We start from the raw sequence: 23666 nt of genomic DNA on the forward strand, positions 1-23666 counted from the left end.
CGAGGTGCCGGCCAGCGGCCGGCACTACCGGCGAGCCGGTTACTTCGCGATCAGCGCGTGGCGACGGCTGTACAGGAAGTACAGCACCAGGCCCGCCACGTTCCACAGCAGGAAGTACAGCTGGGTGCTGTGCGGCAGGCTGAGGAACAGGTAGATGCAGCCCAGCGCGGCCAGCGGGCCGACCACGAAGGCCAGCGGCGTGCGGAACGTGCGCTCGCGGTTCGGCTCGCGCAGGCGCAGCACCACCAGGCAGATGCCGACGGCAGTGAACGCGGCCAGGGTACCGGCATTGGCCAGCGCCGCGATCTCGTCCAGGCGCGCCACACCGGCCAGCGCCGACACCACCACCGCGGTGAACAGCGTGGTTGCCACCGGCGTGCCGGTGCGTGCGTTGACCTTGGACAGGCCGCGCGGCAGCAGGCCATCGCGGCTCATCACGAAGAAGATGCGGCTCTGGCCGTACAGGAACGCCAGCAGCACCGTCGGCAGGGCGATGATCGCGATCACGCCGATCACCATCGCCGCGGTCGGATGGCCCAGCTGACGCATGATCAGGGCCAGCGGCTCGGCGCTGTGGCCGAACACGGCGTAGCTCATCGCACCCACGGCGGCCAGCGCCACCAGCACGTAGACGATGGTGCAGCCGATCATCGAACCAATGATGCCGATCGATAGGTCGCGGCCCGGGTTCTTGGTTTCCTCGGCGGCGGTGGAGATCGCATCGAAGCCGTAGAAGGCGAAGAAGATGATCGCCGCTGCCGCCATCACGCCGTGCTCGACGCCATCGGGGCCCATCGACTTGGCGAAACCATACGGCATGAACGGCTGCAGGTTGTTGCTGTCGAAGGCGGGTAGGGCCACGGCCACGAAGATGGCCAGCGCGATCAGCTTGAACACCACCAGGATGGCGTTGAGCGTGGCGCTTTCCTTGGTGCCGGCCATCAGCATGCCGGCCACCAGCCAGGTGATGATGATCGCCGGCAGGTTGATCATGCCGCCTTCCACGTGCGGGCCGGCCGCAAGCCAGGCCGGCAGGTGCACGTTCCAGCCGAACTGGGTGTGGACCCATTCGAGGAAGCCGACGAAGTAGCCGGACCAGCCCACCGCCACCGTACTCACCACCAGCGAGTACTCCAGGATCAGGCTCCAGCCCACCACCCAGGCGAACACCTCGCCCAGCGCGCTGTAGCTGTAGGTGTAGGCGCTGCCGGCGGCCGGCATCATCGTCGACAGCTCGGCGTAGGACAGTGCCGCGCAGGCGCAGACCGCACCGGCGATGGCGAAGGAGATCAGCACGGCCGGGCCGGCCAGGTTGGCGCCGACGCCGATCAGCGTGTAGATGCCGGTACCGACGATGGCGCCGATGCCCAGCGCGATCAGGTGTGGCCAGCTGAGCGTCGGGATCAGGCGCCTGCCGGCTTCGTGGACGGTGACGGAATCTAGGGACTTGCGCCGGAACAGGGACATGCAGGCCTCGGAAGGGGTGACTAAGAACGACAAGTTCCCGAGTGTGACCGAACGCAGCGCAGCATTGCCACTGACGGGGGTCATGCATGGCGGGGCGCGCGCTGCACCCCGGCCACGCTGCCGGAATCGGCACAATCCGGCGGGAGCCACCGGTGTGCGTTTGTCCCGGCCGCTGCTACGACTCGATGTTGGCCATGCCACTGACCGAATAGCGTTCACCCGCAGCGGCATGCAGCGGGAAGGCTGCATCCAGTGCGTCCAGCGTCGCCGCATCCAGCTCTACCTGCAGCGCACCGAGGTTCTCGTCCAGTCGTGCCCGCCGCGTCGTGCCCGGGATCGGTACGATGTGCTCGCCGCGCGACAGCACCCAGGCCAGCGCCAGCTGCGAGGCGGCGATGCCGCGTTCGGCAGCCAGCGCCTGCACGGTGTCCACCAGCGCCAGGTTGCGCTGGAAGTTCTCGCCTTCGAAGCGGGGCGAGGTACGCCGGTAGTCGTCGGCGTCGAAGTCATCCGGGCTGCGGATGGCGCCGGTCAGGAAGCCACGGCCCAGCGGCGAATACGGCACGAAGCCGATGCCCAGTTCCGCCGTGGTGGCCAGTACCCCGTTCTGCTCCGGCTCGCGCGACCACAGCGAGTATTCGCTCTGCACCGCGGTGATCGGGTGCACCGCATGGGCGCGGCGGAGGGTGGCCGCGGAGGCCTCGGACAGGCCAAGCCAACGCACCTTGCCCTGTTCCACCAGGCGTGCCATCGCACCTACGGTGTCCTCGATCGGCACGGTCGGGTCGACGCGATGCTGGTAGTACAGGTCGATGTGGTCCACGCCCAGCCGGCGCAGGCTGGCCTCGCAGGCGGCCTGTACATAATCCGGGTGGCCGTTGACCTGCCGCCCCTTCGGGTCAGCCGGGTCCAGGCCGATGCCGAACTTGCTGGCCAGGAACACCTGGTTGCGGCGCCCGGCGATCGCGCGGCCGACCAGCACCTCGTTGGTGTGCGGGCCATACACATCGGCGGTGTCGAGCAGGGTTACGCCACGGTCCAGCGCGTGCCGGATGACGGCAATGCCGTCATCGTCACTGCCACGGCCGCCGTAGTAGGCGCTCATGCCCATGCAGCCCAGGCCGAGGGCGGACACGGTGGGGCCGGCGGGGCCGAGAGTACGGGTCTTCATGTGGATCTCCTTGGGGAAGGCGCCACGCCTGGAGGGGCAGTGGCGAGGGGCACAGCATCCTCCACGCCATCATGTGGATAAACTGCGTGCCACCGGACTTACCTTGAAGGCTGGCTTCACAATGGATGCCTCCGTCCCCCTCACCGCTGTGGTCGCCTTTGTCCACGTGGCCGAGCATGCCAGCTTTACCCGCGCCGCCGATGCCCTGGGCGTGTCGACCTCGGCGCTGTCGCAGAGCGTGCGCGCGCTGGAAGCGCGGATGGGCGTGCGCCTGCTGCAGCGGACCACGCGGCGGGTGAGCCTGACCGAACACGGCGCGCGTTTCCTGCAACGCGTGCGCGGCGGCCTGGACCAGATCGACCAGGCATTTGCCGAACTGGACAGCGCTCGCTCGGTGCCTGCCGGGCGGCTGCGTGTGACCTTGCCGCGCATCGTTGCCGATCGCATGGTGCTGCCGCGGCTGCCCGATTTCCTTGCGCGTTACCCGCAGGTGCAGGTGGAGCTGTGCGTCGACCCGGCGCTGACCGATCTGGTGGGCGAGGGTTTCGACGCCGGCATCCGCCTGGGCGAATCACTCGCACAGGGCATGATCGCGGTGCCGGTCGGGCCACCCGAGCGGCAGGTGGTGGTGGCCACGCCGGTCTATTTCGAACGCCATGGCGTGCCGCAGACCCCGCATGACCTGCAGGGCCACGCCTGCATCGTGCACCGCTTGGCCAATGGGCGGCTGATGCCCTGGGAGTTCAGCCGCGAAGGCCATGACCTGGACGTGGAAGTGAGCGGGCGGCTGGTGTTCAACGATGCCGGCGTCGCCCATCACGCCGTGCTGGCGGGGCTGGGTATGGCCCAGGGTTTCGCGTCGCTGATGGCCGACGACATCGCCGCTGGGCGACTGCAGAGCGTGCTGCAGGACTGGCAGCCGCCATTCCCCGGCTTCCACCTGTACTACCCCGCGCGCGAGCAGATGGCGCCCAAGCTGCGGGTGTTCATCGATCACCTTCGCGAGGGAATGCATGATTCGCAGCCCTGGTAGACGCCACCCTTGGTTGGCGGCCATCGCGTCGGCTCAGTCGAGCCCGCCCGACGCGACGGTCGGCGGCTCGGCGCCCGGCCAATGGCAGCCGTCTTCCTGCCAGGCCTCGGGGTCATCGTGGAAGGCGGTGGTGCGGCCGTCGCGGGCGCGTTCGTAGCTCAGGTCCAGTACCAGCGCGCCCTGGGTGCTCAACCGGTAGCGGCCGTTGAGGCGCCCGTCGATGCGTTCTTCCCAGACGCTGTCGAACTGGTAGGGGCGATCTTCGGCCAGCACCGTGGTCTCCATCGAAACCCGGCGCAGGGTCAGGCGCTCACGCTGGCCGGCGTAGCGCACGTCGGCGCCGCCACCCGCCAGCCAGCGCCATTCCAGATGGATGCGGTCATTGCGACCACCGCTCAGGCAGCGATGGTCCTGCACGGTGGCGGCCGAGGCCGTACCGGCCATCAACAGCAACGCGCCGACTGCGGCCCGCCAGGCCTTCACCCGTTCAACCCCAGCCGGATGCCGAACCCCACCAGGAACAGACCGGCCACGCGGCGCAATGCATCGCTGATGCGTGGGTGCTGGATCAAGCGACGGCGGGCCAAGTTGCCCACGCCGATCAGCATCGAGCAGTAGGCGATGCTGACCACCAGGATGATTCCGGCCAGCGCCGCGAAGGTGGCGATGCCCTGGTGCGCTTTCGGATCGATGAACAACGGCAGGAACGCCATGTAGAACAGGATCGCCTTCGGGTTGAGCAGGCTGACCAGGATCGCCTGCTGGAAATAGCGGCCGGGCTGCATGCGGATCGGGCCAGCGTCACCGCCCTCGTGCTTCGGCGTGCGCAGCAGGCTGATGCCCACCCACACCAGGTAGGCCGCACCCAGGTACTGCACGGCATGGAACACCAGCGGGTTGGCCTTGAGCAGCGCGGCCACGCCGGCCAGCGCCAGCCACATCAGGATCTGGTCACCGACCAGCAGGCCGGCCAGCGCCGTGTAGCCACCACGCACGCCACCTCGGCCGGTGGCGGTCAGCAGGGTGAAGGTGCCGGGGCCGGGCAGGGCGAGGAACACCAGCACGGCGACCAGAAACGTCCACAGGTCCTGGATGCCCATCCACGGCATGGCGGTGTTCTCTCTTACGGGGGGCCGCCATTGTCGGCCAGCACCGGGGCGGGCGACAGGGGGCCGGCGAGTCCATCGGGCATGCCAGACAGCAGCGGTTGCAGGTGCTGGCGCAGCTGCGCGTGCAGCTGCCGCACCGCCGGCGAGAACTGCTTGCGATGCGGGCACACCAGCTGCAGTGGAATGTGGCTGCCGACGCCGTCGAGCAGCAGCTGCAGGCGCCCGGCCAGCACATCTTCGCGCAGGTCCAGCCAGGATTTGTAGGTGATGCCTTCGCCCGCCACCGCCCAGCGCCGCACCACGTCGGCATCGTCGCAGACCAGCGGGCCGCGAACCGGGATCACGGTGCGGCGCCCTTCGACCTCGAACGACCAGCGATCGTAGGCGCGGCCACTGAGCTGGTAGACCAGGCAATCGTGCTCGCGCAGTTCGTCCAGGCGTACGGGCGTGCCCCGTCGCCGCAGGTAATCGGGCGAGGCTGCAAGTACACGACGGTTGCCTTCAAGCAGGGGCAGGGCCACGTAGTTGGCGTCATCGAAGTGGCCGATGCGGATCGCCACATCAACCGGATCGCGGAACACGTCGGCCACTTCATCGGACAGCCGCAGGTGCAGGCGCAGCCGTGGATGTGCGGCTCGGAATGCGGTCAGCCACGGCAGCAGCAGGTTGCGACCGAAGTCCGACGGCGCCGACAGCTGCAGGGTGCCGTGCAGTTCGGCGTCCTCGCCCTGCACGCGGGCCTGCCCTTCGCGCAGGGTGGCCAGCACCTCCTGTGCATACGGCAGGTACAGCGCGCCCTCGCCGGTCAGGCGCAGGCTGCGGGTGGTGCGCACGAACAGGCGCAGGTCCAGTTCGCGTTCCAGCCGCGCCACGGCAGCAGCGACCTGGCCGGGCAACAGGTCGGCCTCGCGGGCGGCCTGCGAGAAGCTGCCCAGCGCGGCCGTGCGGACGAACAACTGCAGGTCGTCGAAGCGGATCATCTTCATCGCCGGAGTGAAAGTGCTGCCCGATTCTGCGCCTTTCTGAGCGACCGTGCGCGGCGCAACCTGTCCACTCCTTCCCCACTGGACCGCTGCCATGCGCGCCATTGCCTACACCCACGCCGGCCTGCCGATTGATGATGCGCAGGCCCTGATCGACATCGAACTGGAACTGCCGCAGCCCGGTCCGCGCGACCTGCGGGTGGCGGTGCGCGCGGTGGCGGTGAACCCGGTCGACACCAAGGTGCGCCGCGGCGTGGCCACCGACGGCCCGCGCGTACTGGGCTGGGATGCGGTCGGCATCGTCGACGCGGTGGGCAGCGAGGTGACCCTGTTCCAGCCCGGCGACGCGGTCTACTACGCCGGCGTGATCGACCGGCCGGGCAGCAATGCCGAATACCAGCTGGTGGACGAGCGCAGCGTCGGCCGCAAGCCGGCCAGCCTCGATGATGCCGCTGCTGCGGCGCTGCCGCTGACCGCGATCACCGCCTGGGAGCTGCTGTTCGACCGCCTGCGTATTCCCGAGGGCGGTGGCGAGGGCCAGACCCTGCTGGTGATCGGTGCCGCCGGTGGCGTCGGCTCGATCCTGGTGCAGCTGGCGCGGAAGCTGACGAAACTGACGGTGATCGGCACCGCCTCGCGACCGGATACCCAGGACTGGGTGTATGCGATGGGCGCGCACCACGTGATCGACCACAGCCAGCCGCTGGCCGAAGGCCTGGCACGGCTGGGCATCAGCGAGGTGCAGCATGTGGCCAGCCTGACCCATTCCGACCAGCACTACGCGCAGATCGTCGAGCTGCTGGCGCCGCAGGGCCAGTTCGGCCTGATCGACGACCCCGGCCAGGTGGATGTGATGGCGCTCAAGCGCAAGGCGCTGTCGCTGCACTGGGAATCGATGTTCACCCGCCCGCTGTACAGGACCGCGGACATGCAGCGCCAGCATGAGCTGTTGAACCGGGTGGCCGAGCTGATCGATGCCGGCGTGCTGCAGACCACGCTGGGCGAGCACTTCGGGCGCATCGACGCGGCCAACCTGCGGCGCGCGCATGCGCTGCTGGAAAGCCACCGCGCCAAGGGCAAGATCGTGCTGGAAGGCTGGTAACACCAGGCCTTTCCTGCGTCGTTGGGGTCAGATCCCTTTCCCAAAGGGAAAGGGATCTGACCCCTGCCTCAGGCCACGCCGTTGTCGACGTGTTCGGCGAAACCGGGCTGCTGGCGCAGGCGTTCGAACCAGGCCTTCACGTTTGGCAGTGTGGGTTTTCTGCCGGGCGTGCTGCGCCAGCGCTGGGTCGACAGCCCCAGCACGATATCGGCGAGGGTGAAGGTGCTGCCCGCCACGTAGCCATCGGTAGCGGTCAACTGCGCGTCGAGCACGCCCATCAGCCGGTTCCACTGCGCCAGGCTGGCCTCGGCACGGGCGTCATCCGGGTAGTCCGGATGCTGCCGCACCCGCGCCATGAACACGTGTCGCCAGGCACTGTTGAGATCGCTGGCCTGCCAGTCCATCCACTGCTCCACCCGCGCACGGGCCTGCGCCGCAGCGGGCAGCAGGTCGTCACGGCCGGCGCGGGTGGCCAGGTAGCGGCAGATGCTGTTGGACTCCCACAGCACGAAGTCGCCATCGCGGAGGACCGGTACCTGCCGGTTCGGATTCAGTGTGGCCAGCAGGTCTGCCGGTGGCGCAGGCTCGTGGTGCAGGGGCAGATCCAGCCCCGCGCACAGCCACAGCACCTTGCGCACGTTGATGGAGGTGGGCTTTCCGTACAGAGCGAGCATGGTTCCGGCGCAGCAGCTGAGACTCCGCCAGCCTACACTTGCCCCATGCAAACCGAATATCTGCTCATTGGCGGCCTTCTGTTGGCCGTGCTCATCCTGCAGCTGGTCGCCCTGCTGCGCCGCCCACCGCACGACCGCCTGGAACAGGCGGTGCGTGAGGAGGCGCGCGCCGGGCGCAGCGAACTGCGCGAACAGCTCGATGGTTTTGCCCGCGCGCTGACCGACCTGTCCACCCGCACCGACCAGCGCCTGGACCTGCTGCGCGAGGCGCTGGGCGAGGACGCCCGCAAGGCGCGTGCCGAGGCGGCGGAGAGCCAGCAGCGTGGCGCCGCACTCATGGGGCAGCGCCTGCAGGAACTGCGCGGCCAGCTGGAAACCTTTGGCCAGCAGCAGGAAGCGCGCATCCACGCGTTCGGCCAGCAGCTGCAGGAACTTACCGGGCGTACCGACACCCAGCTGGGCGCGCTGCGCCAGACACTGGTGGACGATGCGCGCAAGGGCCGTGAGGAAGGTGCGCAGTCGCAGCAGCGCCTGACCGAAAGCCTTGGCCTGCGCCTGCAGGAACTGACCCAGCGCAACGAACAGCGCATCGCCGAGATGCGTGCCACGCTGGAAGAGCAGCTGCGCGCGCTGCAGAACGACAATGCGCAGAAACTGGAGCAGATGCGCCACACCGTGGACGAAAAGCTGCAGTCGACGCTGGAAACGCGCCTGGGCAACTCCTTCAAGCTGGTTTCCGAGCGCCTGGAGCAGGTGCAGCGCGGCCTTGGCGAGATGCAGCAGCTGGCCACCGGCGTCGGCGATCTCAAGCGTGTGCTGACCAACGTCAAGAACCGTGGCAGCTGGGGCGAAGTACAGCTGGAGAACATCCTCGAACAGACGCTCACCCAGGAGCAGTACGCGCGGGCTGTGAAGGTACGCCCGGACAGCGGTGAGATGGTCGACATCGCCGTGCGCCTGCCGGGCCGCAGCAGCGACGACACGCCGGTGTGGCTGCCGATCGATTCCAAGTTCCCGCGCGAAGACTACGAGCGGCTGCTGGATGCGCAGGAACAGGGCGACGCCGAGGGCGTGCGCCTGCAAGGGATCCAGCTGGAGCGCGCGGTACGCGTGCAGGCCAAGTCGATCTGCGACAAGTACATCGCGCCGCCGCATACCACCGACTTCGCGGTGATGTTCCTGCCCACCGAAGGCCTGTACGCCGAAGTGATCCGGCGCCCCGGCCTGGTCGACCTGCTGCAGCGCGAGCATCGCGTGGTGGTGGCCGGGCCGACCACCGTCACCGCCCTGCTCAACAGCCTGCAGATGGGCTTCCGCACGCTGGCCATCGAGCAGCGCTCCAGCGAGGTGTGGAGCCTGCTGGGCGCGGTGAAGAGCGAGTTCGGCAAGTTCGCCGGCATCCTCGAGAAGGCCGAGAAGCAGATCACCACGGTGGGCCGCAGTATCGGCGAGGCCAGCCGCAAGACGCGCACCATCGAACGACGCCTGCGCGGCGTGGAGTCGCTGGCGTCCGAGCAGGCGCAGTCGCTGCTCGGCGACCTGGCCGATGCTGATGCCGCGGCCGAGGCCGAGGACGAAGGCAACGACGGCGACGAAGCCTGAGCTACGTCGACACGCCGCCTGCATCGTCGATGCGTATGCTGGCGGCCTGTCCGCTTCGATCAGGTACCGCCATGCGCCTGCGCCTCTGTACCAGCCTTGTCTTGACCGCGCTGCTTGCCGCCTGCGGCAGTGCGCCGCCGGTTGCGGATACGCCGGCGCCTGCTGGCGCGGCGACCACGCCCGAAGCGGCCGAGGCCTACCGCGAAGCGCGCGATGTGGACTGCCAGGCCGCGGGCGGTACCCTGCAGCGGCTGGGCCGGCTGCAGCGCGAACAGTGCGTGATTCCTTACGCCGACGCCGGCAAGGCCTGCAGCCGCAAAAGCGACTGCACCGGCCAGTGCCTTGCCAGCGGCGAAGCGGCGGCTGGCAGCGCCGCCACCGGCACCTGCCAGCGCGATGTGCGCCAGAACTTCGGCTGCCGCCAGCGCATTGATGAGGGCAAGGCGCAGGGCACGATCTGCGTGGATTGAATCCTGCCTGTAGAGCCGAGCCCACGCTCGGCTGCTGTGGCATCAGCCGAGCGTAGGCTCGGCTCTACAACCGCGTGCACGGCGCTATGCTGGTGGGCCATTCCCCGCCGTAGCCGGAGCCCCCGCGTGAGCACCCCGATCCAGGACATTTCCCTCACCACCATCGACGGCCAGCCGTCCTCGCTTGCCGATTACCAGGGCAAGGTGCTGCTGCTGGTCAACGTCGCCTCCAAGTGCGGCCTGACCCCGCAGTACGAAGGCCTGCAGGCGCTGTATGCGGAAAAGCACGCGCAGGGCCTGGAAGTGCTGGGCTTCCCCGCCAACAACTTCCTCGGCCAGGAGCCGGGCAGCGAAGCGGAGATCCAGCAGTTCTGCCAGCTCACCTACGATGTCAGCTTCCCGATGTTCTCCAAGATCAGTGTGGCTGGTGACGACACCCATCCGCTGTACCAGCAGCTGACCGCTGCGCAGCCGCAGTCGATCGGCGAAGGCCCGCTGCGCGAGCGCCTGGCCAGCAAGGAGATTCCGATCCACGCTGCGCCGGCAGTGCTGTGGAACTTCGAGAAGTTCCTGGTCGGTCGCGACGGCAAGGTCATCGCCCGCTTCGCCCCGGACGTGGCGGCTGATGACGCGCGCCTGCGCGAGGCCATCGAGGCCGCGCTGGCGGCCTGAGCAAAGCGTGCCAACCAAGGTTGGCACCTACCGGTACCGGGCCGGGGTCGGATCCCTTTCCACGGGAAAGGGCTCCGACCCCACCCGCAACGCCAACGAAAAACCCCGCCGAGGCGGGGTTTTTCATGCATCGCTGCTAGGACTCAGTGGGTCCACTGCGGCATCGGCATCGCATCGACCGGGATCGGCGAGTTGGCGTCGTCGTGGCCACGGTCGCGCTTGCTGCGCAGATCGTTCTCGATCTGGTAGTTGCGGCGCTGCATCCACGCATCGCGCACCAGCGAGTACTCGTCCACGGCGGTGTCACGCAGGTCGTCGATCGCCAGCAGCTGCGCGCGGGTATCGACCAGCTGCAGGCCCTGCAGGCCGATGCGGACCTTGTCCTCTTCGATACGGCGGATCGGCGACAGCGGGATGTCGCCGGCCAGGCCGAACACGTCGCGCACGGTACGCGGGCCGAAGAACGGCAGTTCCACGTAGCGCGAACGACGCCAGCCCCAGGCACCCAGGGTCTGGCCGAAGTCTTCATTGCGGCGCGGCACCATCGCCTTGCTGGCCGGATCGAACAGGCCACCGATGCCCAGCGTGCTGTTCATCAGGAAGCGGCCGAGGCTGTCCCATGCATCGGCACCGCGGCCCTGCAGCAGCTGGTTGGTGATGGTTACCGGCGCGCGCAGGTTGCTGAAGAAGTTGCTGACGCCGGTGCGGGCGAAGCGCGGCACCACGTGGGTATAGGCGGTGGCCAGCGGACGCGCGACGCCGCGGTCGACCGCGTTGTTGAACTTGTGCACCTTGCGGTTGAACGGTTCCCACGGGTCGTAGGCCGCCGCGTTGGTGGTGTTGCCGGCACCGCCATAGAGGGCATCGAAGTCATCATCGCCACCGGGCGCGGTGGCTGCTGCGGTCTTCGCTGCACTGCTGTCGCCGCTGTCGGTCGGCGCAGCCGGCGACGATGCGGCAGCAGCCGGCGGATTGGCCACGGGTGCGACCGGTGCAGCGTCAGCTGTGCCTGCATCGGTGGCCGCGGCGGCGGGCGAGGTGGTGGTACTGGCCGGAACCAGGGTGCTGGCCGCGGGTGCATCGCTGCGCGCGGGCTTGCCGGCACAGGCGGTGAGGGCGGTGGCCAGGACGATCAGGGGGAGGGTGCGCACGACGTTCATGTCAGCTCGCAGCAGAAGTAGCGTTGAAATCCAGGTTGGGCGACAGCCGATAGGCCGCGCTCAGTTCGTTGTAGCCAGCCGGCGCGCCGGTGATCACCAGCGGATGGCCGGCCTTGCGCGCACGTGCTGCCAGCTCGGCCAGCAGGGCCAGGCCGGCGCTGTCCACGCGCTCGACTTCGCCCAGCTCCAGCCGTGCCAGTTTTGCCGGCAGGGCCTGCAGCTGCGGCCATAGCGCGATCACCGCGGCGCGGTCGAGCACCCCGCGCAGGCGCAGGGTGTCGCCTTCCAGCAGTGCCAGTGCGTTACTTGCCATTGCCCGCGGGCCCGGCCTGCATGCTGCCGCTGTGCAGTTCGCTGGCCACCTGCTTGATGCCCTTCTGGCGCAGCGGGGTGTCGAACTGGTTGCGGAACGTCTGCACGTAGGAGATGCCTTCGATGTTGACGTCGAAGATCTTCCACTGGCCGTTCACGTTGCGCATCCAGTATTCGACCGGGGTCGGCTCGCTGCCGGCACGCACCAGTTCGGTGCTCACGCGCACGCCGCGGTTGCCCGGCAGCGGGCTTTCACCCTTCAGGCGGAAGCTCGGCTTGCCCTGGATGTTGAGCAGGGTCGAACCGTAGCGCTGCATCAGGCTGTCGGCCATGGCATCGGCGAACAGCTTGATGTCGGCATCCGAGGCGCCGCGGGCGTGCGGGCCCAGCACCAGGCGTGCCGCATAGTCGCGGTCGAAGGTGCGGTTCAGTTCGCTGTCGATGTAGTTGCGCAGGCTGGCCGGGTTGCTGCCGAACTCGCTCCTGCGCTGCTGCAGGGTGGTGAGGATGCGCGTGCTGGCATCGATCACCACCTTGCCGGCCTGGCCCTGCGTCGCGGCAGCGGCGGGAGCGGCGGCCTGGGCCTGGGCGAGGAACGGAGTAGCTGCCAGCAGCGCCGAGGCGAGCAGGGCCGGGATCAGTTTCATCTTCATGGTTGCGGTTCCGTTGCAGGCGCCTGCGCGCCATCGTTGGGCTTCTGAGCAGCGCCGCCACCGGCGCCACCACTGAACATGTACTTGCCGACCAGCTGGATCAGGTCAACCGCCGGCTGGGTGAAGACAATCTCGTCGCCGGCCTTCAGCACGTCCGGATCACCGCCCGGCTGCAGACCGATATAGCTCTCGCCGAGCAAACCACTGGTGAAGATGCCGGCCGAGGTGTCTGCCGGCAGGTCCTTGACCTTGCTGTCCATGCGCAGGGTCACGATGGACTCGAACTTCACCGGGTCCAGGTCGATCGAGGCGACCTGGCCGACGGTGACGCCGCCGATCTTCACCGGCGCCTGCTTGCGCAGCTGGCCGACCTGGGAGAAGCGCGCCTTCAGCTCGTAGCCCTGGCTGCCCCAGCTCCAGCGCTGGTTGGTCGAGGCCACGGCCAGCACCATCAGCGAGGCCAGGGCCAGCAGCAGGAAAGCGCCGACGGAGAATTCGAGTCTGGGACCGCGGATGGCCATGTGGATTACCTGATCGAGTCGTGGTGGCCGCGCGCGCCTGCGCACCGCCGGTGGAGGGGTTAGGTGAACAACATTGCCGACAGAACGAAGTTGAACATCAGCACCAGCAGCGAGGCGTTGACCACCGCACGGGTGGTCGCCACCGAGGTGCCCTCGATGGTCGGCTCGGCGTGGAAGCCAACGTAGGCAGCGACCAGTGCGGCGGTGCCGCCGAAGATCGCCGACTTCAGCATCGCCACGCCGAAGTCATCCCAGAAATCGACGCTGTTGCGCAGCGCCGACCAGAACACGCCATTGTCCAGGCCCAGCACGTGCACGGCCTCGAAGTAGCTGGCACTGATCGCCAGCGAGCAGAAGATGCCGGTCAGCAGCGGCACGGTCAGCACCGCCGCCCAGAAGCGTGGTGCCACGGCCTTGGCCACCGGGTCGATGGCCATCAGCTCCAGCGCCTTGATCTGGTCGGTGGCGCGCATCAGGCCCAGCTCGGCGGCAATCGAACTGCCGGCGCGGCCGATGAACAGCAGCGCGGTCAGCACCGGCGCCAGCTCGCGGTACAGCGACAGCCCGAGCAGGGTCGACAGCGCGTCGGCCGCACCGAAGGTGGTCAGCGTGCGGTAGCCCTGCAGGGTCAGCACCAGGCCGACGAAGGCGCCGCCGACGGCGATGATCGGCAGCGAGCGCGCGCCGATCTTGTAGATCTCGCGGGTCAGTTCGGCCAGGAAGTCACGGGTCGGCAGCGAACCGCGCAGCACGGTCAGCGAGAACAGGCCGGCGCGGCCCAGCGAACGGGTGGCTTGAACGAACGGCATCAGGCAACCCTCGCACGCGGCGCGGCATCGAACGGGATGGGGCCATCGGGCTGGCCATGCAGGAACTGCCGCAGCAGCGGATCCTGGCTGGACTGCAGTGCCTCGGGCGATCCCTGGAACACGATGCCGCCATTGGCGATGGCGATCACCTGGTCGCAGATCGGCAGGGTCTCGTGCACGTGGTGGCTGACGATGATGCTGGTCAGGCCCAGGCTATGGTTGAGGCGCTGGATCAGGCTCATGATCACCCCCGAGGCGATCGGGTCCAGCCCGGTCAGCGGCTCGTCGTAGATCATCAGCGGCGGGTCCAGCGCCAGCGCACGGGCCAGCGCCACGCGGCGCGCCATGCCGCCGGACAGTTCGCGCGGCCAGGCATCGGCGGCGGCCAGCAGGCCCACCGCATGCAGCTTCATCTCCACCAGCCGGCGCAGCACGGCGGCCGGCAGGCGGGTATGCGTACGCAGCGGAAGTGCGACGTTTTCGGCCACGGTGAGGTCGGTCAGCAGGCCATTGCCCTGCAGCAGCACGCCCACGCTCTTGCGCATCTCCAGCAGCGCGCTGCTGTCGTGCGGGATCGGCTTGCCGAACAGGGTGACCTCGCCGGCGACCGGTCGCAGCTCGCCGGTCAGTGCCGCCAGCAGGGTCGACTTGCCGCTGCCGGACGGGCCGAGCACGGCAGTGATGCTGCCCTTGGGCACCTGCAGCGACACGTCGCGCAGGATCGTGCGTCCGCTCCGGTCGATGCGGACGTTGGACAACTGCACCAGACTGGAAGCGGAAGCCGACATGGGCACCATTAACGTTTTTTAGACATCGAAGGATCGGGCCAGCCGGCTGAACATAAGCAGACTGGACGGTCCAGTATTGTTGCACGGCAGGGCTTGGCGCAGGCCGGGACAATCGGCCGGCAGCCCGGAACAATCCGTACCGTCGATGGGCCGACCATTGAATACTGCCTGCCGTCCTGCACACTGTGCATGATGAGTGACCCAGGCAGCGATTTCCGCCTCTACCATTCCAACTCCCTGGACGTGCTGGCCGCGCTGCTGGCGCGCAACGTGCGCGCGCCGGTGCCGGGCCAGCCGTTGCTGGCGCCGGAAGTGGTGCTGATCCCGCAGGTCGCGATGCGCCGCTGGCTGCAAGCGACACTGGCCGCCGAATTCGGTGTCGCTGCCAACCTCGAATTCCTCACCCCGGGCGAGTTCGTGGCCCGCGCGCTGAAGGCCAATGTCAGCGGCGAGCAGGACGATCTGGACGCGGCCGGCCTGCACTGGAAGCTGTACCAGGCACTGCGCGACCCGGCGTTGCTGGCGCAGCCACCGATGCGCGCGCTGCAGTCCTATCTTGCCGGCGGTGACGCATTGAAGCCGTGGGCGCTGGCCGGCGAGCTGGCCTCGGTATTCGAGAAGTACCAGGCGTGGCGCCGCGACTGGCTGCTGCGCTGGGCAGCCGGTGCCGATCCGGCCGACCCGCAGGCGATCCTGTGGCGCACCATCACCCGCGGCCACGACTACCGCGCGCGTCGCATCCAGGAGTACCTGGACCGCTTTGAAGGCGCCGGCCAGCCGCTGCCGCAGGGGCTGCCGCCGCGCATGTCTGCGTTCGCGACGCTCAACATCTCGCCCGATGTGCTGCGGGTGATGGCCACCCAGGCGCGGGTGGGCGAACTGCATTTCTACATGCCCACGCCCGTGCAGTCGTACTGGGGTGACCTGCAGACGCTGGCCGAGCGACTGCGCAGCGGCGCACCGGACCCGTTCGGCGAGGCCGCCGGCGAGAACCGCCTGCTGGAAGCCTGGGGGGCAGCAGGCCGCGATTTCATGGCGGTGCTGGGCAGCTACGAGGTGGTGCACCCGGCCGGCGAGATCGCCGCCTATTCCGATCCGGAGGAGGACACCCGGCCGACCCTGGACCAAGGTGGCCTGTCCGACAGCCTGCTGCATCGCCTGCAGCGCGATCTGTTCCACCGCCGCGCGCTGCCCTCGGGCGAGCTGCGCGAGGCTCTGCGCAGCGACGATCCCAGCCTGCAGGTGCATGCCTGCCATACCCGCCTGCGCGAGCTGCAGGTGCTGCACGACCAGCTGCGCAGCCTGCTGCAGGACCCGCGTTTCGACCCACCGCTGCAGGCACGCGAGATCGCGGTGCTGGCGCCGGACATCGATCCCTATGTGCCGTACCTGGAAGCGGTATTCGGTGGCCGGGGGGGCGACGAGGAGCACATTCCGTATGCGCTGGCCGACAGCAGCCCGCTCGCCGGCGAGCCGTTGGCCGATGTGTTCGTGCACCTGCTGGGCCTGCCGGTCTCGCGTTTTGGCCTGAACGAAGTGCTGGACCTGCTGGCCAGCGCGCCGCTGGCCGAAGCGGCCGGCCTGGAAGCCGTGGACTTCGACCGCCTGCACGGCTGGCTGCAACAGGCCGGCGCGCGCTGGGGGCTGGATGCGAAGCATCGCGACCAGCATCAGGCGCCAGCCGACGATGCCTATACCTGGCAGTTCGCACTGGATCGCCTGGTACTCGGCCATGCCACCGGCAGCGAGGCCGATCTGGCCGGCGTGGCGCCGTGGATCGAACTGGAAGGCGGCGCGTTGGACGCCTTGGACCGCCTGCTGCGCCTGCTGCGCGTGCTGGCGGTGTATCAGCGACGCCTCGGCGAACTGCTGACGCCCGCGCAGTGGCGCCAGCGCCTGCTGTCGCTGCTGGATGCACTGTTGCCGACCGCGCCCAGCTCGCCCAACAGCCAGCGTGCCCTTGAGCGCCTGCGCAAGCTGCTCAACCAGTTCGCTGAAGACGCCGCCAAGGCCGGTTTCGTGGACGGCGTGCCCCCGGAGGTGGTGCGCGCGCACTTCGCTGGCGCGCTGGGCGAGGCCGATACGCGTGCGCCGTTGCTGACCGGTGGCATCAGCTTCGGTCGCATGGTGCCGATGCGCCTGCTGCCGTTCCGGGTGATCTGCGTGCTGGGCCTCAATGATGGCGATTTCCCGCGCCGTGACCCGGCCGCCGGTCTCAACCAGCTCACTGCGGAGCTGGATACGCCGCGTCGCCGGCCGGGCGACCGCTCCACCCGCGAGGACGATCGCTTCCTGTTCCTGCAGCTGTTCGCCGCCGCGCAGGACGTGTTCTATCTCAGTTACCTCGGCGCTGATCCGCGCGATGGCAGCGTGCGTGAGCCGTCGGTGCTGGTCAGCGAACTGATTGATGCTGCAGCCGCGTATCACCTCGATCCGGCTGTGGCCACCCGTGACTTCACCGTGCGCCACGCGCTGCAGCCGTTCTCGCCAGGCGCGTTCGGCGATGGCGACCCGCGCCGCTTCAGCTATCGCCGCCAATGGCATCCCGCTGCCGGTCGCCTCACCGGCCAGCGTGGAGGCCTGCAGCCCTGGTTCGACGCACCACTGCCGCCACCGACCGACGATGCCGTGGAGGACGAGGTCGCGCTCGATGCACTGCGTCGTTTCCTGTGCGATCCGGCCGGGCAGTTTCTCGCACAGTCACTGGGCCTGCGCCTGGCTGACGAGGTCGAGGAGGTGGATGACCTGGAACCGCTGGTGCTGTCTTCGCGGGGGCCGGAGAAGCGCAGCGTGCAGGCCGCGGTGGTACGCGCCACGCTCAGTGGCGATATCGAGCCGCTGTACCCGCGCCTGCGCGCGCGTGGCCTGCTGCCGTCCGGCGCATTGGGTGAACGTCAGTTCGAAGCCGAACAGCTGAAGACGCGCCCGTATGCCAGCGCGCTGCTTGCCTGGATGAAGGGCGAACCGCTGGAAAGCCGTCGTTACGAGGTGGAGATCGACGGGGTGCGCCTGCACGGCCGCGTGGCCGATCGTCATCCCGAAGGCCTGGTGCGCCTGCGTGCCGGCACCCTCAACGGCAATGCGGTGATCCGCCAGGGCCTGGACTGGCTGCTGGCCAATGCCGCCGGTGATGCCCTGCCGCTGGTGCAGTTCCATGATGGTGGCGATGCCGGGCCGGGCCCGCACGTTGTACCGGCGCTGAGCGTTCCCGCTGCCCGCGCGGCGCTGCGTGCGCTGCTGCAGCTGCGCCAGCGTGGCCTGCGTGAACCGCTGCGCTTTGCCCCGTATACCGGCTGGGTGCTGTACAACGCGCCGACAGAAAAACAGCGCAGCGAAGGCTGGAAGCAGTGGCATGGCAGCGACCGTACCTGGGGTGAATCCAGCAGCGACGCCTGGCAGCTGCTGCTGCGCGGTGCCGACCCATTCGCCACCGATGCCAGCTATGCCGACCTGCTGCGCAACAGCCAGGTGGTCTTCAGCGCGGTGCGCGAAGGCCGCACCCTCGGCGTCGAAACACGCCAGGAGGGCAGCGAATGAGCACCGTGATCATCGAGGACGGCATCGAACTCCTCAGCCGCGATCCCTACCTGGCCCTGCCGCTGGACGGCATACGACTGATCGAAGCCAGCGCCGGCACCGGCAAGACCTTCACCCTGGCCACGCTGTTCACCCGCCTGGTGGTGGAGCAGGGCCTGCGCATCGGCCAGATCCTGGCAGTGACCTTCACCGACGCCGCCACCCAGGAACTGCGCAAGCGCATCCGCGAGCGCCTGGCGCTGGCCGCGCGCCTGGTCGATCTGGAACCGGCCGAGGGCGAAGCACCGGATGTATGCCTGACCCGCGAGGTCCTGCAGCGCCATCTGCAGAGCGGCTCCGAGAGTGCCACCGCACTGAAGCGCCGCCTGCAGGTGGCCGCGGACGAGATCGACCTGGCCTCCATCTTCACCATCCACGGCTTCTGCACCCGCGTGCTGCGCGAGCATGCGTTGGAGAGCGGCCACACCTTCGATCCGCCGGAACTGCTGGCCAGTGACCGCGAGCTGCTGGAAGAGCTGGCGGCGGATCTGTGGCGGGTGCATGCCAACGACCCGGCCACGCTGGAACCGCTGACCTGGCTGTGGTCCACCCCGGATGCGCTGGCCGCCGATCTGCGCGCGCTGCTGGCCGCACCGCCGCTGCATCCGACGCCGCAGCCGGTGGCGCAGGCCGATCCACACGTGGTGCTGCAGGGTGCGGCGGAAGACCTGTCCGCAAGCGTGCGCGAGCATGGCGAGCAGTTCTTCATCGACCTCTGCGATGCGGTCGACAACAAGTGGATCAACGGCGTGTCCTACAAGCTGGGGTGGTTGCACCCGCTGGGCCGGCAGCTGCTGGCCTGGGCCGAGCGCGCCGACCCGCGCGAGCTGCTGGCCAGCGAGCGCCTGCCAGCGCTGCTGCCCGAGGCACTGGCCGCCAAGACCAACAAGAAGTTCGCCGAGCGCACGCCATCGTCGCCGTTGCAGGCGCCGTTGGCGCGCTATGTCGCGCTGCTGGCCGAACGCGATGCCTGGCTGCGTGCCACCGCGTTGAATTTCCTGCACGCGCTTCGCGACGAAGCCACGCAGCGCCTGCAGGCACTGAAGCGCACCCGTCGGGTGCAGACCTACGACGATCTGATCGATGGGGTAGCGCTCGCCCTGGAAGGCCCGCAGCGGCTGGCACTGGTGAAGCAGCTGCGCGCGCAGTACCGCATCGCGCTGGTCGATGAGTTCCAGGATACCGACGACCGCCAGTGGGGCATCTTCCACACCGTGTTCGGCGATTCGCCGGAGGTGCGCGAACTCGGCCTGGCGCCGGCGCTGTTCCTGATCGGCGATCCCAAGCAGGCGATCTATGGCTTCCGCGGCGGTGACATCCACACCTACCTGAAGGCCAAGCAGGTGGCGCAGCAGGCACCGGTGCTGGACCAGAACTTCCGCTCGCGTCCGGCCGTGCTGCGTGCGCTGCAGGCGTTGTATGACAACGGCGGCGAAGACGCCTTCCTCGAACGCGACATCCAGTTCGAGCCGGTGCGGCCCGGCGGTGTGCGCGTTGACGAGGATTACCTGCGCGATGGCCGCGCCGCCGTCGCGCTGACCCTGCGCGTGCTGCGCAGTGGCGGCGACAAGGCGATGAGCGCCGATGCCTCGCGCGATGCCGCCACCCAGGCCTGTGTGGCAGCGATCCACCAGACCCTGGTTGCTGCGCGTGCCGGCAACGCCGTGCTGCGTGGGCGACCGGTGCAGCCGGGCGACATCGCGGTGCTGGTGCGTTCGCATCGCGAGGCCACACTGGTACAGCGCGCGCTGGCCGCGGTGGGCATTCCGGCGGTGGCGGCCGGCAAGCAGAGCCTGTTTGCCACCCCTGAAGCGCGCGATCTTCGTGCGCTGCTGCTGGCCCTGCTGCAACCGGCCGATGAAGGCCGCCTGCGTGCGGCACTGGCCACCGTACTGCTCGGCCAGCAGGCCAGCGCGATCGCTGCGATGGAACGCGAGGGCGACCTGCAACGCGGGTTCCAGGCACAGCTGCTGCACTGGCGCGAACGCTGGCAGCGTGGTGGCCCGTTCGCGGTGATCGCCGAAGTCTGTGCTGCACAGGGCGAACGCCTGTTGGCGCTGATCGACGGCGAGCGTCGCCTGACCAACTACCTGCAGCTGGGCGAACTGCTGCAGGAAGCCTCCGCGCAGGCGCTGGGCATGCATGGCCTGCTGGACTGGCTGCAGGGACAGATGGCCAGTGCCGACCAGGATGACGAGCAGCAGCTGCTGCGCCTGGAATCGGACGCGCGTCGTGTGCAGATCATCACCCTGCACAAGAGCAAGGGCCTGGAGTATCCGCTGGTGTTCCTGCCCTTTGTCGGCATCGATGGCGGGGCGCCAAACGCCGCGTCGCACTGCACGGTGCATGTGGGCGGCCAGCGCCAGCTGCACTGGAAGCTCGACAAGGACGAGGCCTGGGAAGCGGCCACCGCGCAGCGCGAACGCGAGCAGCGTGCCGAAGATGCACGCCTGTTGTATGTCGGCCTGACCCGTGCCGAGCACGCCCTGTGGATCGCCGTGGGCGATCTGGCTGGGCTCGGCAGGACGCGGCTGGCGCCGCTGCTGGGCGATCTGCAGGTGCTGCGCGCACATGCCGATGTACACGTCGACGACAGCGAGGCGCCGGCCGCGCTGCCGCAGCTGGCGGCCGAAGTGGAGGGTGACCTGCCGGCCGTGCGTGCGCTGACCCGGCGCGTGCCGCATGACTGGTGGGTGTACAGCTTCACCCAGCTGGCCCATGCCGATGCTGGCGCCGGCGACGATATCGAAGCGGCCGCCACCGAACTGCCAGCACCGGCGGCCGATGAACCGGCCGGCCCGGAACTGCCGCTGGAACCGGCATTGCCGGAGCCGGCCGCAGCCGCCGAAGACAGCGCGCCGCTCGACCCGCGCTTCATGGGCAGTCGCTTCGGCAACGTGCTGCATGAGGCGATGGAGAACGTCGACTTCGCTGCATGGGCGGATTGGCAACCGGGTCTGGAAGCGCCCGAGGGACAGGCCGAGGTGCTGCGCAAGGCGCTGCACGACGAAGGCTATGCCGATGTCGATCTGGACGATGGCGTGGCGGTGCTGGTGCCGTTGGTTGGCCACACGCTTACCGTACCGCTGCCCGAAGGCGGCGCCCTGTACAGCCTGGCCGAAGGCGAGCGCCGCGCGGAAATCGACTTCCATTTCGCCATCGAACCGACCACCGTGCCGGCGCTGCTGCAGGTGCTGCACGCGCACGGCGTTTCCAGCGCGCGTCGTGGTTTCGGCCAGCGCCGCCGGCTGGAAGGGCTGATGACCGGCATGATCGACCTCACCTACGTGCGCGATGGGCGCTGGTACGTGCTCGACTACAAGTCCAACCGCCTGCCCGGCTACAGCCCGGACCTGCTGGCCATTGCCATGCGGCACAGCGAGTACGACCTGCAGGCGCTGATCTATACCGTGGCCCTGCATCGCTGGCTGCGTTTCCGCCTGGGCGCGGCCTACGACTACGAGCGCGACATGGGCGGCATCCGCTACCTGTTCTGCCGCGGGCTGGATGGCGCTGGCAACGGCGTGCATGTGGACCGCTTCCCGCTGGCGCTGGTGGATGCACTGGACGCGCTGTTCGCCGGTGGCGAGCAGGCCCAGGCCGAATTGGCGGCGCGTGCGCGTGGAGCCAGCGCATGAGCCTGTTGAAGGAACTGCACAAGAAAGGCCAGCTGCGCACTCTTGATCATGCACTGGCGACCAGCCTGATGCGGCTGCGCGACGACACGTCCGAGACCGTGGCGCTGGCGGCGGCGCTGGCCTCGCTGGCGGTGGCGCAGGGCCACGCAGGCTTCGATCCGGCGCAGCCGCAACGCCTGCTGGAAGGCGTGCCGGAATGGCCCGATGCGCAGGCCTGGCTGGCACAGCTGCGCGCATCCCCTTGGGTGGCGACACCCGAGCAGTTCGACGCCATCGCCGAGGACGCGCCGCTGGTGCTGGAAAACGGCCTGCTCTACCTGCGCCGCTACCGCGAGTACGAGCGCCAGCTGGCGGCAGGGTTGCAGCGCATCGGCCGGCATCCGCTGCCGGCGCCGGACATGGCGGCGCTGGCACCGCTGTTCGCGCGCCTGTTCCCGCAGGCGTTGGACAGCGAAGATCACCAGGCCCGCGCCGCTGGCGTGACCCTGCGTCATCCGCTGGCGCTGGTTACCGGCGGTCCCGGCACCGGCAAGACCACCACCATCGCGCGCCTGTTGCTGCTGTTGGCAGCGCAGGCCCGGCAGGCCGGCCAGCCGCTGCCCGAGGTGGCCTTGGCCGCACCCACCGGGCGCGCCGCCGAACGCATGGCCGAGAGCCTGCGGCTGGCCGTGCAGCGCCTGCAGGAGGACGGTGTGGACCCGGCACTGTGCGGGGCACTGCCCAGTACCGGCACCACCCTGCATCGCCTGCTCGGGGTGATTCCGGACTCGCCGCGCTTCCGCCACCACGCCGACAATCCGTTGCCGGTGGACGTGGTGGTGGTCGACGAAGCGTCGATGATCGATCTGCCGATGATGGCCAAGCTGGTCGATGCGATCACCAGCGGTACCCGCCTGATCCTGCTTGGCGACCCGGACCAGTTGCCGTCGGTGGAAGCCGGCGACGTGCTCAGCGCGATCCTGCGTGCCAGCGGCGATGGCATCGGTACCCGCGCCGAGGACGCGCAGGCGCTGCATGGCCTGCTGGCGCCGGCGACGCTGCAGCCACAGGCCACACCCCGCGCCTTTGCCGGCCGCCGCGTACAGCTGCAACGTGGTTACCGGCAAAGCGATGCGCTGGACCTGGCACCGCTGGCGCATGCCGTGCGCGAAGGCGACAGCAGCACCGCATTGCAGCTGCTGCGCAATGGGTCGCTGGCAGGCGTGCATTTCCACGAAGGCGAAGCCGATCCGCTGCGCAGCCAACGCGAGCATCTGCTGGGCCACTGGCGCGCGTTGGCCGAGGCGGCCGATCCGGTGCTTGCCCTGCAGCAGGCCGGCCGCCTGCGCGTGCTGACCGCACTGCGCGAAGGTCCGCAGGGTGCACGTGGCCTCAACAGCCGTATTGAACAACTACTGGCCGGCAACACCCCGGGCTACTTCCAGGGCCGCCTGCTGCTGGTCACCGAGAACAGCTACCGGCACCGCCTGTTCAATGGCGATATCGGCATCTGCCTGCGCGATGGCAGCGGCGCGATGGTGGCCTGGTTCCCCGGCGATACCGTCGAGCAGCCGCGCGCCTTCCACCCGGCCGCGTTGCCCGCGCACGAAAGCGCGTTCGCGATGACCGTACACAAGGCGCAGGGCTCGGAGTTCGACGAAGTGTGGCTGCAGCTGCCACGCCAGGACAGCCGCGTACTGTCACGCGAACTGGTCTACACCGGCCTGACCCGCGCCCGCCAGGTGCTGCATGTGGCCGGCAGTGCCGACGTGCTGCAGGCGGCGTTGAAGCGCCACGCCAGCCGGTTGGGTGGCCTGGCCTGGCGGTTGGGTGCGGAAGACGTGATCGAAGCACCGGCGCCCATCGAACAGCCAACGGTGCAGGGCCAGTTGTTCTGAACCGGGGTCGGATCCCGTTCCCAACCGGAACGAGCTCTGACCCCGTCGC

The 23666-nt window shown here is 68.9% G+C and carries 20 protein-coding genes; 8 read left to right on the forward strand and 12 right to left on the reverse strand.

The features are described from left to right. Positions 1 to 39 precede the first annotated feature (39 nt). Together AC5P88_RS16040 and AC5P88_RS16045 are read right to left on the reverse strand one after the other, a co-directional pair. Positions 40 to 1467 carry an amino acid permease gene (locus AC5P88_RS16040; protein ID WP_495225497.1) on the reverse strand — a complete coding sequence of 476 codons (1428 nt, stop codon included), beginning with the start codon at positions 1465 to 1467 and terminating at the stop codon, positions 40 to 42. 175 nt (positions 1468 to 1642) lie between these two features. Continuing rightward, positions 1643 to 2638, reverse strand: coding sequence for an aldo/keto reductase (locus AC5P88_RS16045; protein ID WP_495225498.1), 996 nt, complete (start codon positions 2636 to 2638; stop codon positions 1643 to 1645). A 121-nt stretch (positions 2639 to 2759) separates the two neighbouring features. Between AC5P88_RS16045 and AC5P88_RS16050 the strand changes: the two genes are divergently transcribed. Further along, a complete protein-coding gene (locus tag AC5P88_RS16050; protein ID WP_111113450.1) occupies positions 2760 to 3671 on the forward strand; it encodes a LysR family transcriptional regulator in 912 nt (303 codons plus the stop codon). 33 nt (positions 3672 to 3704) lie between these two features. Here the strand turns inward: AC5P88_RS16050 and AC5P88_RS16055 are convergent, their stop codons facing one another. From AC5P88_RS16055 to AC5P88_RS16065, 3 genes are read right to left on the reverse strand one after another with little or no spacing between them, the layout of a single operon-like run. Further along, positions 3705 to 4154 (reverse strand): hypothetical protein, encoded by a 450-nt coding sequence (locus tag AC5P88_RS16055; protein ID WP_495225499.1) that lies wholly within the window; start codon positions 4152 to 4154, stop codon positions 3705 to 3707. Further along, positions 4151 to 4780 (reverse strand): leucine efflux protein LeuE, encoded by a 630-nt coding sequence (gene leuE, locus AC5P88_RS16060; RefSeq protein ID WP_005411716.1) that lies wholly within the window; start codon positions 4778 to 4780, stop codon positions 4151 to 4153. Before leuE ends, AC5P88_RS16055 begins: the two co-directional genes overlap by 4 nt. A 14-nt stretch (positions 4781 to 4794) precedes the next feature. Continuing rightward, entirely contained in the window at positions 4795 to 5766 is a 972-nt protein-coding gene (locus AC5P88_RS16065) for a LysR family transcriptional regulator (RefSeq protein WP_495225500.1), read from the reverse strand. Between the two features lie 91 nt (positions 5767 to 5857). On the opposite strand from AC5P88_RS16065, the gene AC5P88_RS16070 reads away from it, so the two are divergent. Then, positions 5858 to 6865, forward strand: a complete 1008-nt coding sequence (locus tag AC5P88_RS16070; protein ID WP_495225501.1) for a zinc-binding alcohol dehydrogenase family protein — start codon at positions 5858 to 5860, stop codon at positions 6863 to 6865. 68 nt (positions 6866 to 6933) lie between these two features. Here AC5P88_RS16070 and AC5P88_RS16075 read toward each other — a convergent pair whose 3' ends face one another. After that, positions 6934 to 7539, reverse strand: coding sequence for a glutathione S-transferase family protein (locus AC5P88_RS16075; protein WP_111113454.1), 606 nt, complete (start codon positions 7537 to 7539; stop codon positions 6934 to 6936). A 45-nt stretch (positions 7540 to 7584) separates the two neighbouring features. Between AC5P88_RS16075 and AC5P88_RS16080 the strand changes: the two genes are divergently transcribed. From AC5P88_RS16080 to AC5P88_RS16090, 3 genes are all read left to right on the forward strand, one after another. After that, the gene (locus AC5P88_RS16080; protein WP_495225502.1) at positions 7585 to 9141 is read left to right on the forward strand and encodes a DNA recombination protein RmuC; all 1557 of its coding nucleotides are present in this window, start codon (positions 7585 to 7587) and stop codon (positions 9139 to 9141) included. A gap of 71 nt (positions 9142 to 9212) precedes the next feature. Next, positions 9213 to 9611 (forward strand): hypothetical protein, encoded by a 399-nt coding sequence (locus tag AC5P88_RS16085; protein ID WP_286074598.1) that lies wholly within the window; start codon positions 9213 to 9215, stop codon positions 9609 to 9611. 126 nt (positions 9612 to 9737) lie between these two features. After that, positions 9738 to 10283, forward strand: coding sequence for a glutathione peroxidase (locus AC5P88_RS16090; protein ID WP_010487473.1), 546 nt, complete (start codon positions 9738 to 9740; stop codon positions 10281 to 10283). 143 nt (positions 10284 to 10426) lie between these two features. Here AC5P88_RS16090 and AC5P88_RS16095 read toward each other — a convergent pair whose 3' ends face one another. The 6 genes from AC5P88_RS16095 to AC5P88_RS16120 are packed head-to-tail and all read right to left on the reverse strand — an operon-like array spanning position 10427 to position 14526. Further along, positions 10427 to 11443 (reverse strand): MlaA family lipoprotein, encoded by a 1017-nt coding sequence (locus AC5P88_RS16095; protein ID WP_495225503.1) that lies wholly within the window; start codon positions 11441 to 11443, stop codon positions 10427 to 10429. Between the two features lies 1 nt (position 11444). Further along, positions 11445 to 11756, reverse strand: a complete 312-nt coding sequence (locus AC5P88_RS16100; protein ID WP_099554185.1) for an STAS domain-containing protein — start codon at positions 11754 to 11756, stop codon at positions 11445 to 11447. Continuing rightward, positions 11746 to 12408 carry an MlaC/ttg2D family ABC transporter substrate-binding protein gene (locus tag AC5P88_RS16105; RefSeq protein WP_049429205.1) on the reverse strand — a complete coding sequence of 221 codons (663 nt, stop codon included), beginning with the start codon at positions 12406 to 12408 and terminating at the stop codon, positions 11746 to 11748. Before AC5P88_RS16105 ends, AC5P88_RS16100 begins: the two co-directional genes overlap by 11 nt. Further along, positions 12405 to 12929 carry an outer membrane lipid asymmetry maintenance protein MlaD gene (gene mlaD, locus AC5P88_RS16110; RefSeq protein ID WP_005411706.1) on the reverse strand — a complete coding sequence of 175 codons (525 nt, stop codon included), beginning with the start codon at positions 12927 to 12929 and terminating at the stop codon, positions 12405 to 12407. Before mlaD ends, AC5P88_RS16105 begins: the two co-directional genes overlap by 4 nt. Positions 12930 to 12988: 59 nt before the next feature. Then, positions 12989 to 13738 carry an MlaE family lipid ABC transporter permease subunit gene (locus AC5P88_RS16115; protein WP_005414955.1) on the reverse strand — a complete coding sequence of 250 codons (750 nt, stop codon included), beginning with the start codon at positions 13736 to 13738 and terminating at the stop codon, positions 12989 to 12991. Continuing rightward, positions 13738 to 14526 (reverse strand): ABC transporter ATP-binding protein, encoded by a 789-nt coding sequence (locus AC5P88_RS16120; RefSeq protein WP_106549131.1) that lies wholly within the window; start codon positions 14524 to 14526, stop codon positions 13738 to 13740. Before AC5P88_RS16120 ends, AC5P88_RS16115 begins: the two co-directional genes overlap by 1 nt. Before the next feature lie 189 nt (positions 14527 to 14715). Here AC5P88_RS16120 and recC point away from each other — a divergent pair, with 189 nt between their 5' ends. From recC to recD, 3 genes are read left to right on the forward strand one after another with little or no spacing between them, the layout of a single operon-like run. Then, complete coding sequence (gene recC / locus AC5P88_RS16125) at positions 14716 to 18063, forward strand: exodeoxyribonuclease V subunit gamma (protein ID WP_495225504.1); 3348 nt, start codon at positions 14716 to 14718, stop codon at positions 18061 to 18063. Further along, positions 18060 to 21740, forward strand: a complete 3681-nt coding sequence (recB, locus tag AC5P88_RS16130) for an exodeoxyribonuclease V subunit beta (RefSeq protein ID WP_495225505.1) — start codon at positions 18060 to 18062, stop codon at positions 21738 to 21740. Before recC ends, recB begins: the two co-directional genes overlap by 4 nt. After that, a complete protein-coding gene (gene recD, locus AC5P88_RS16135; protein WP_106549128.1) occupies positions 21737 to 23617 on the forward strand; it encodes an exodeoxyribonuclease V subunit alpha in 1881 nt (626 codons plus the stop codon). Before recB ends, recD begins: the two co-directional genes overlap by 4 nt. Positions 23618 to 23666: the final 49 nt, after the last annotated feature.

Source organism: Stenotrophomonas sp. YJH_SMC_8, assembly GCF_059371315.1.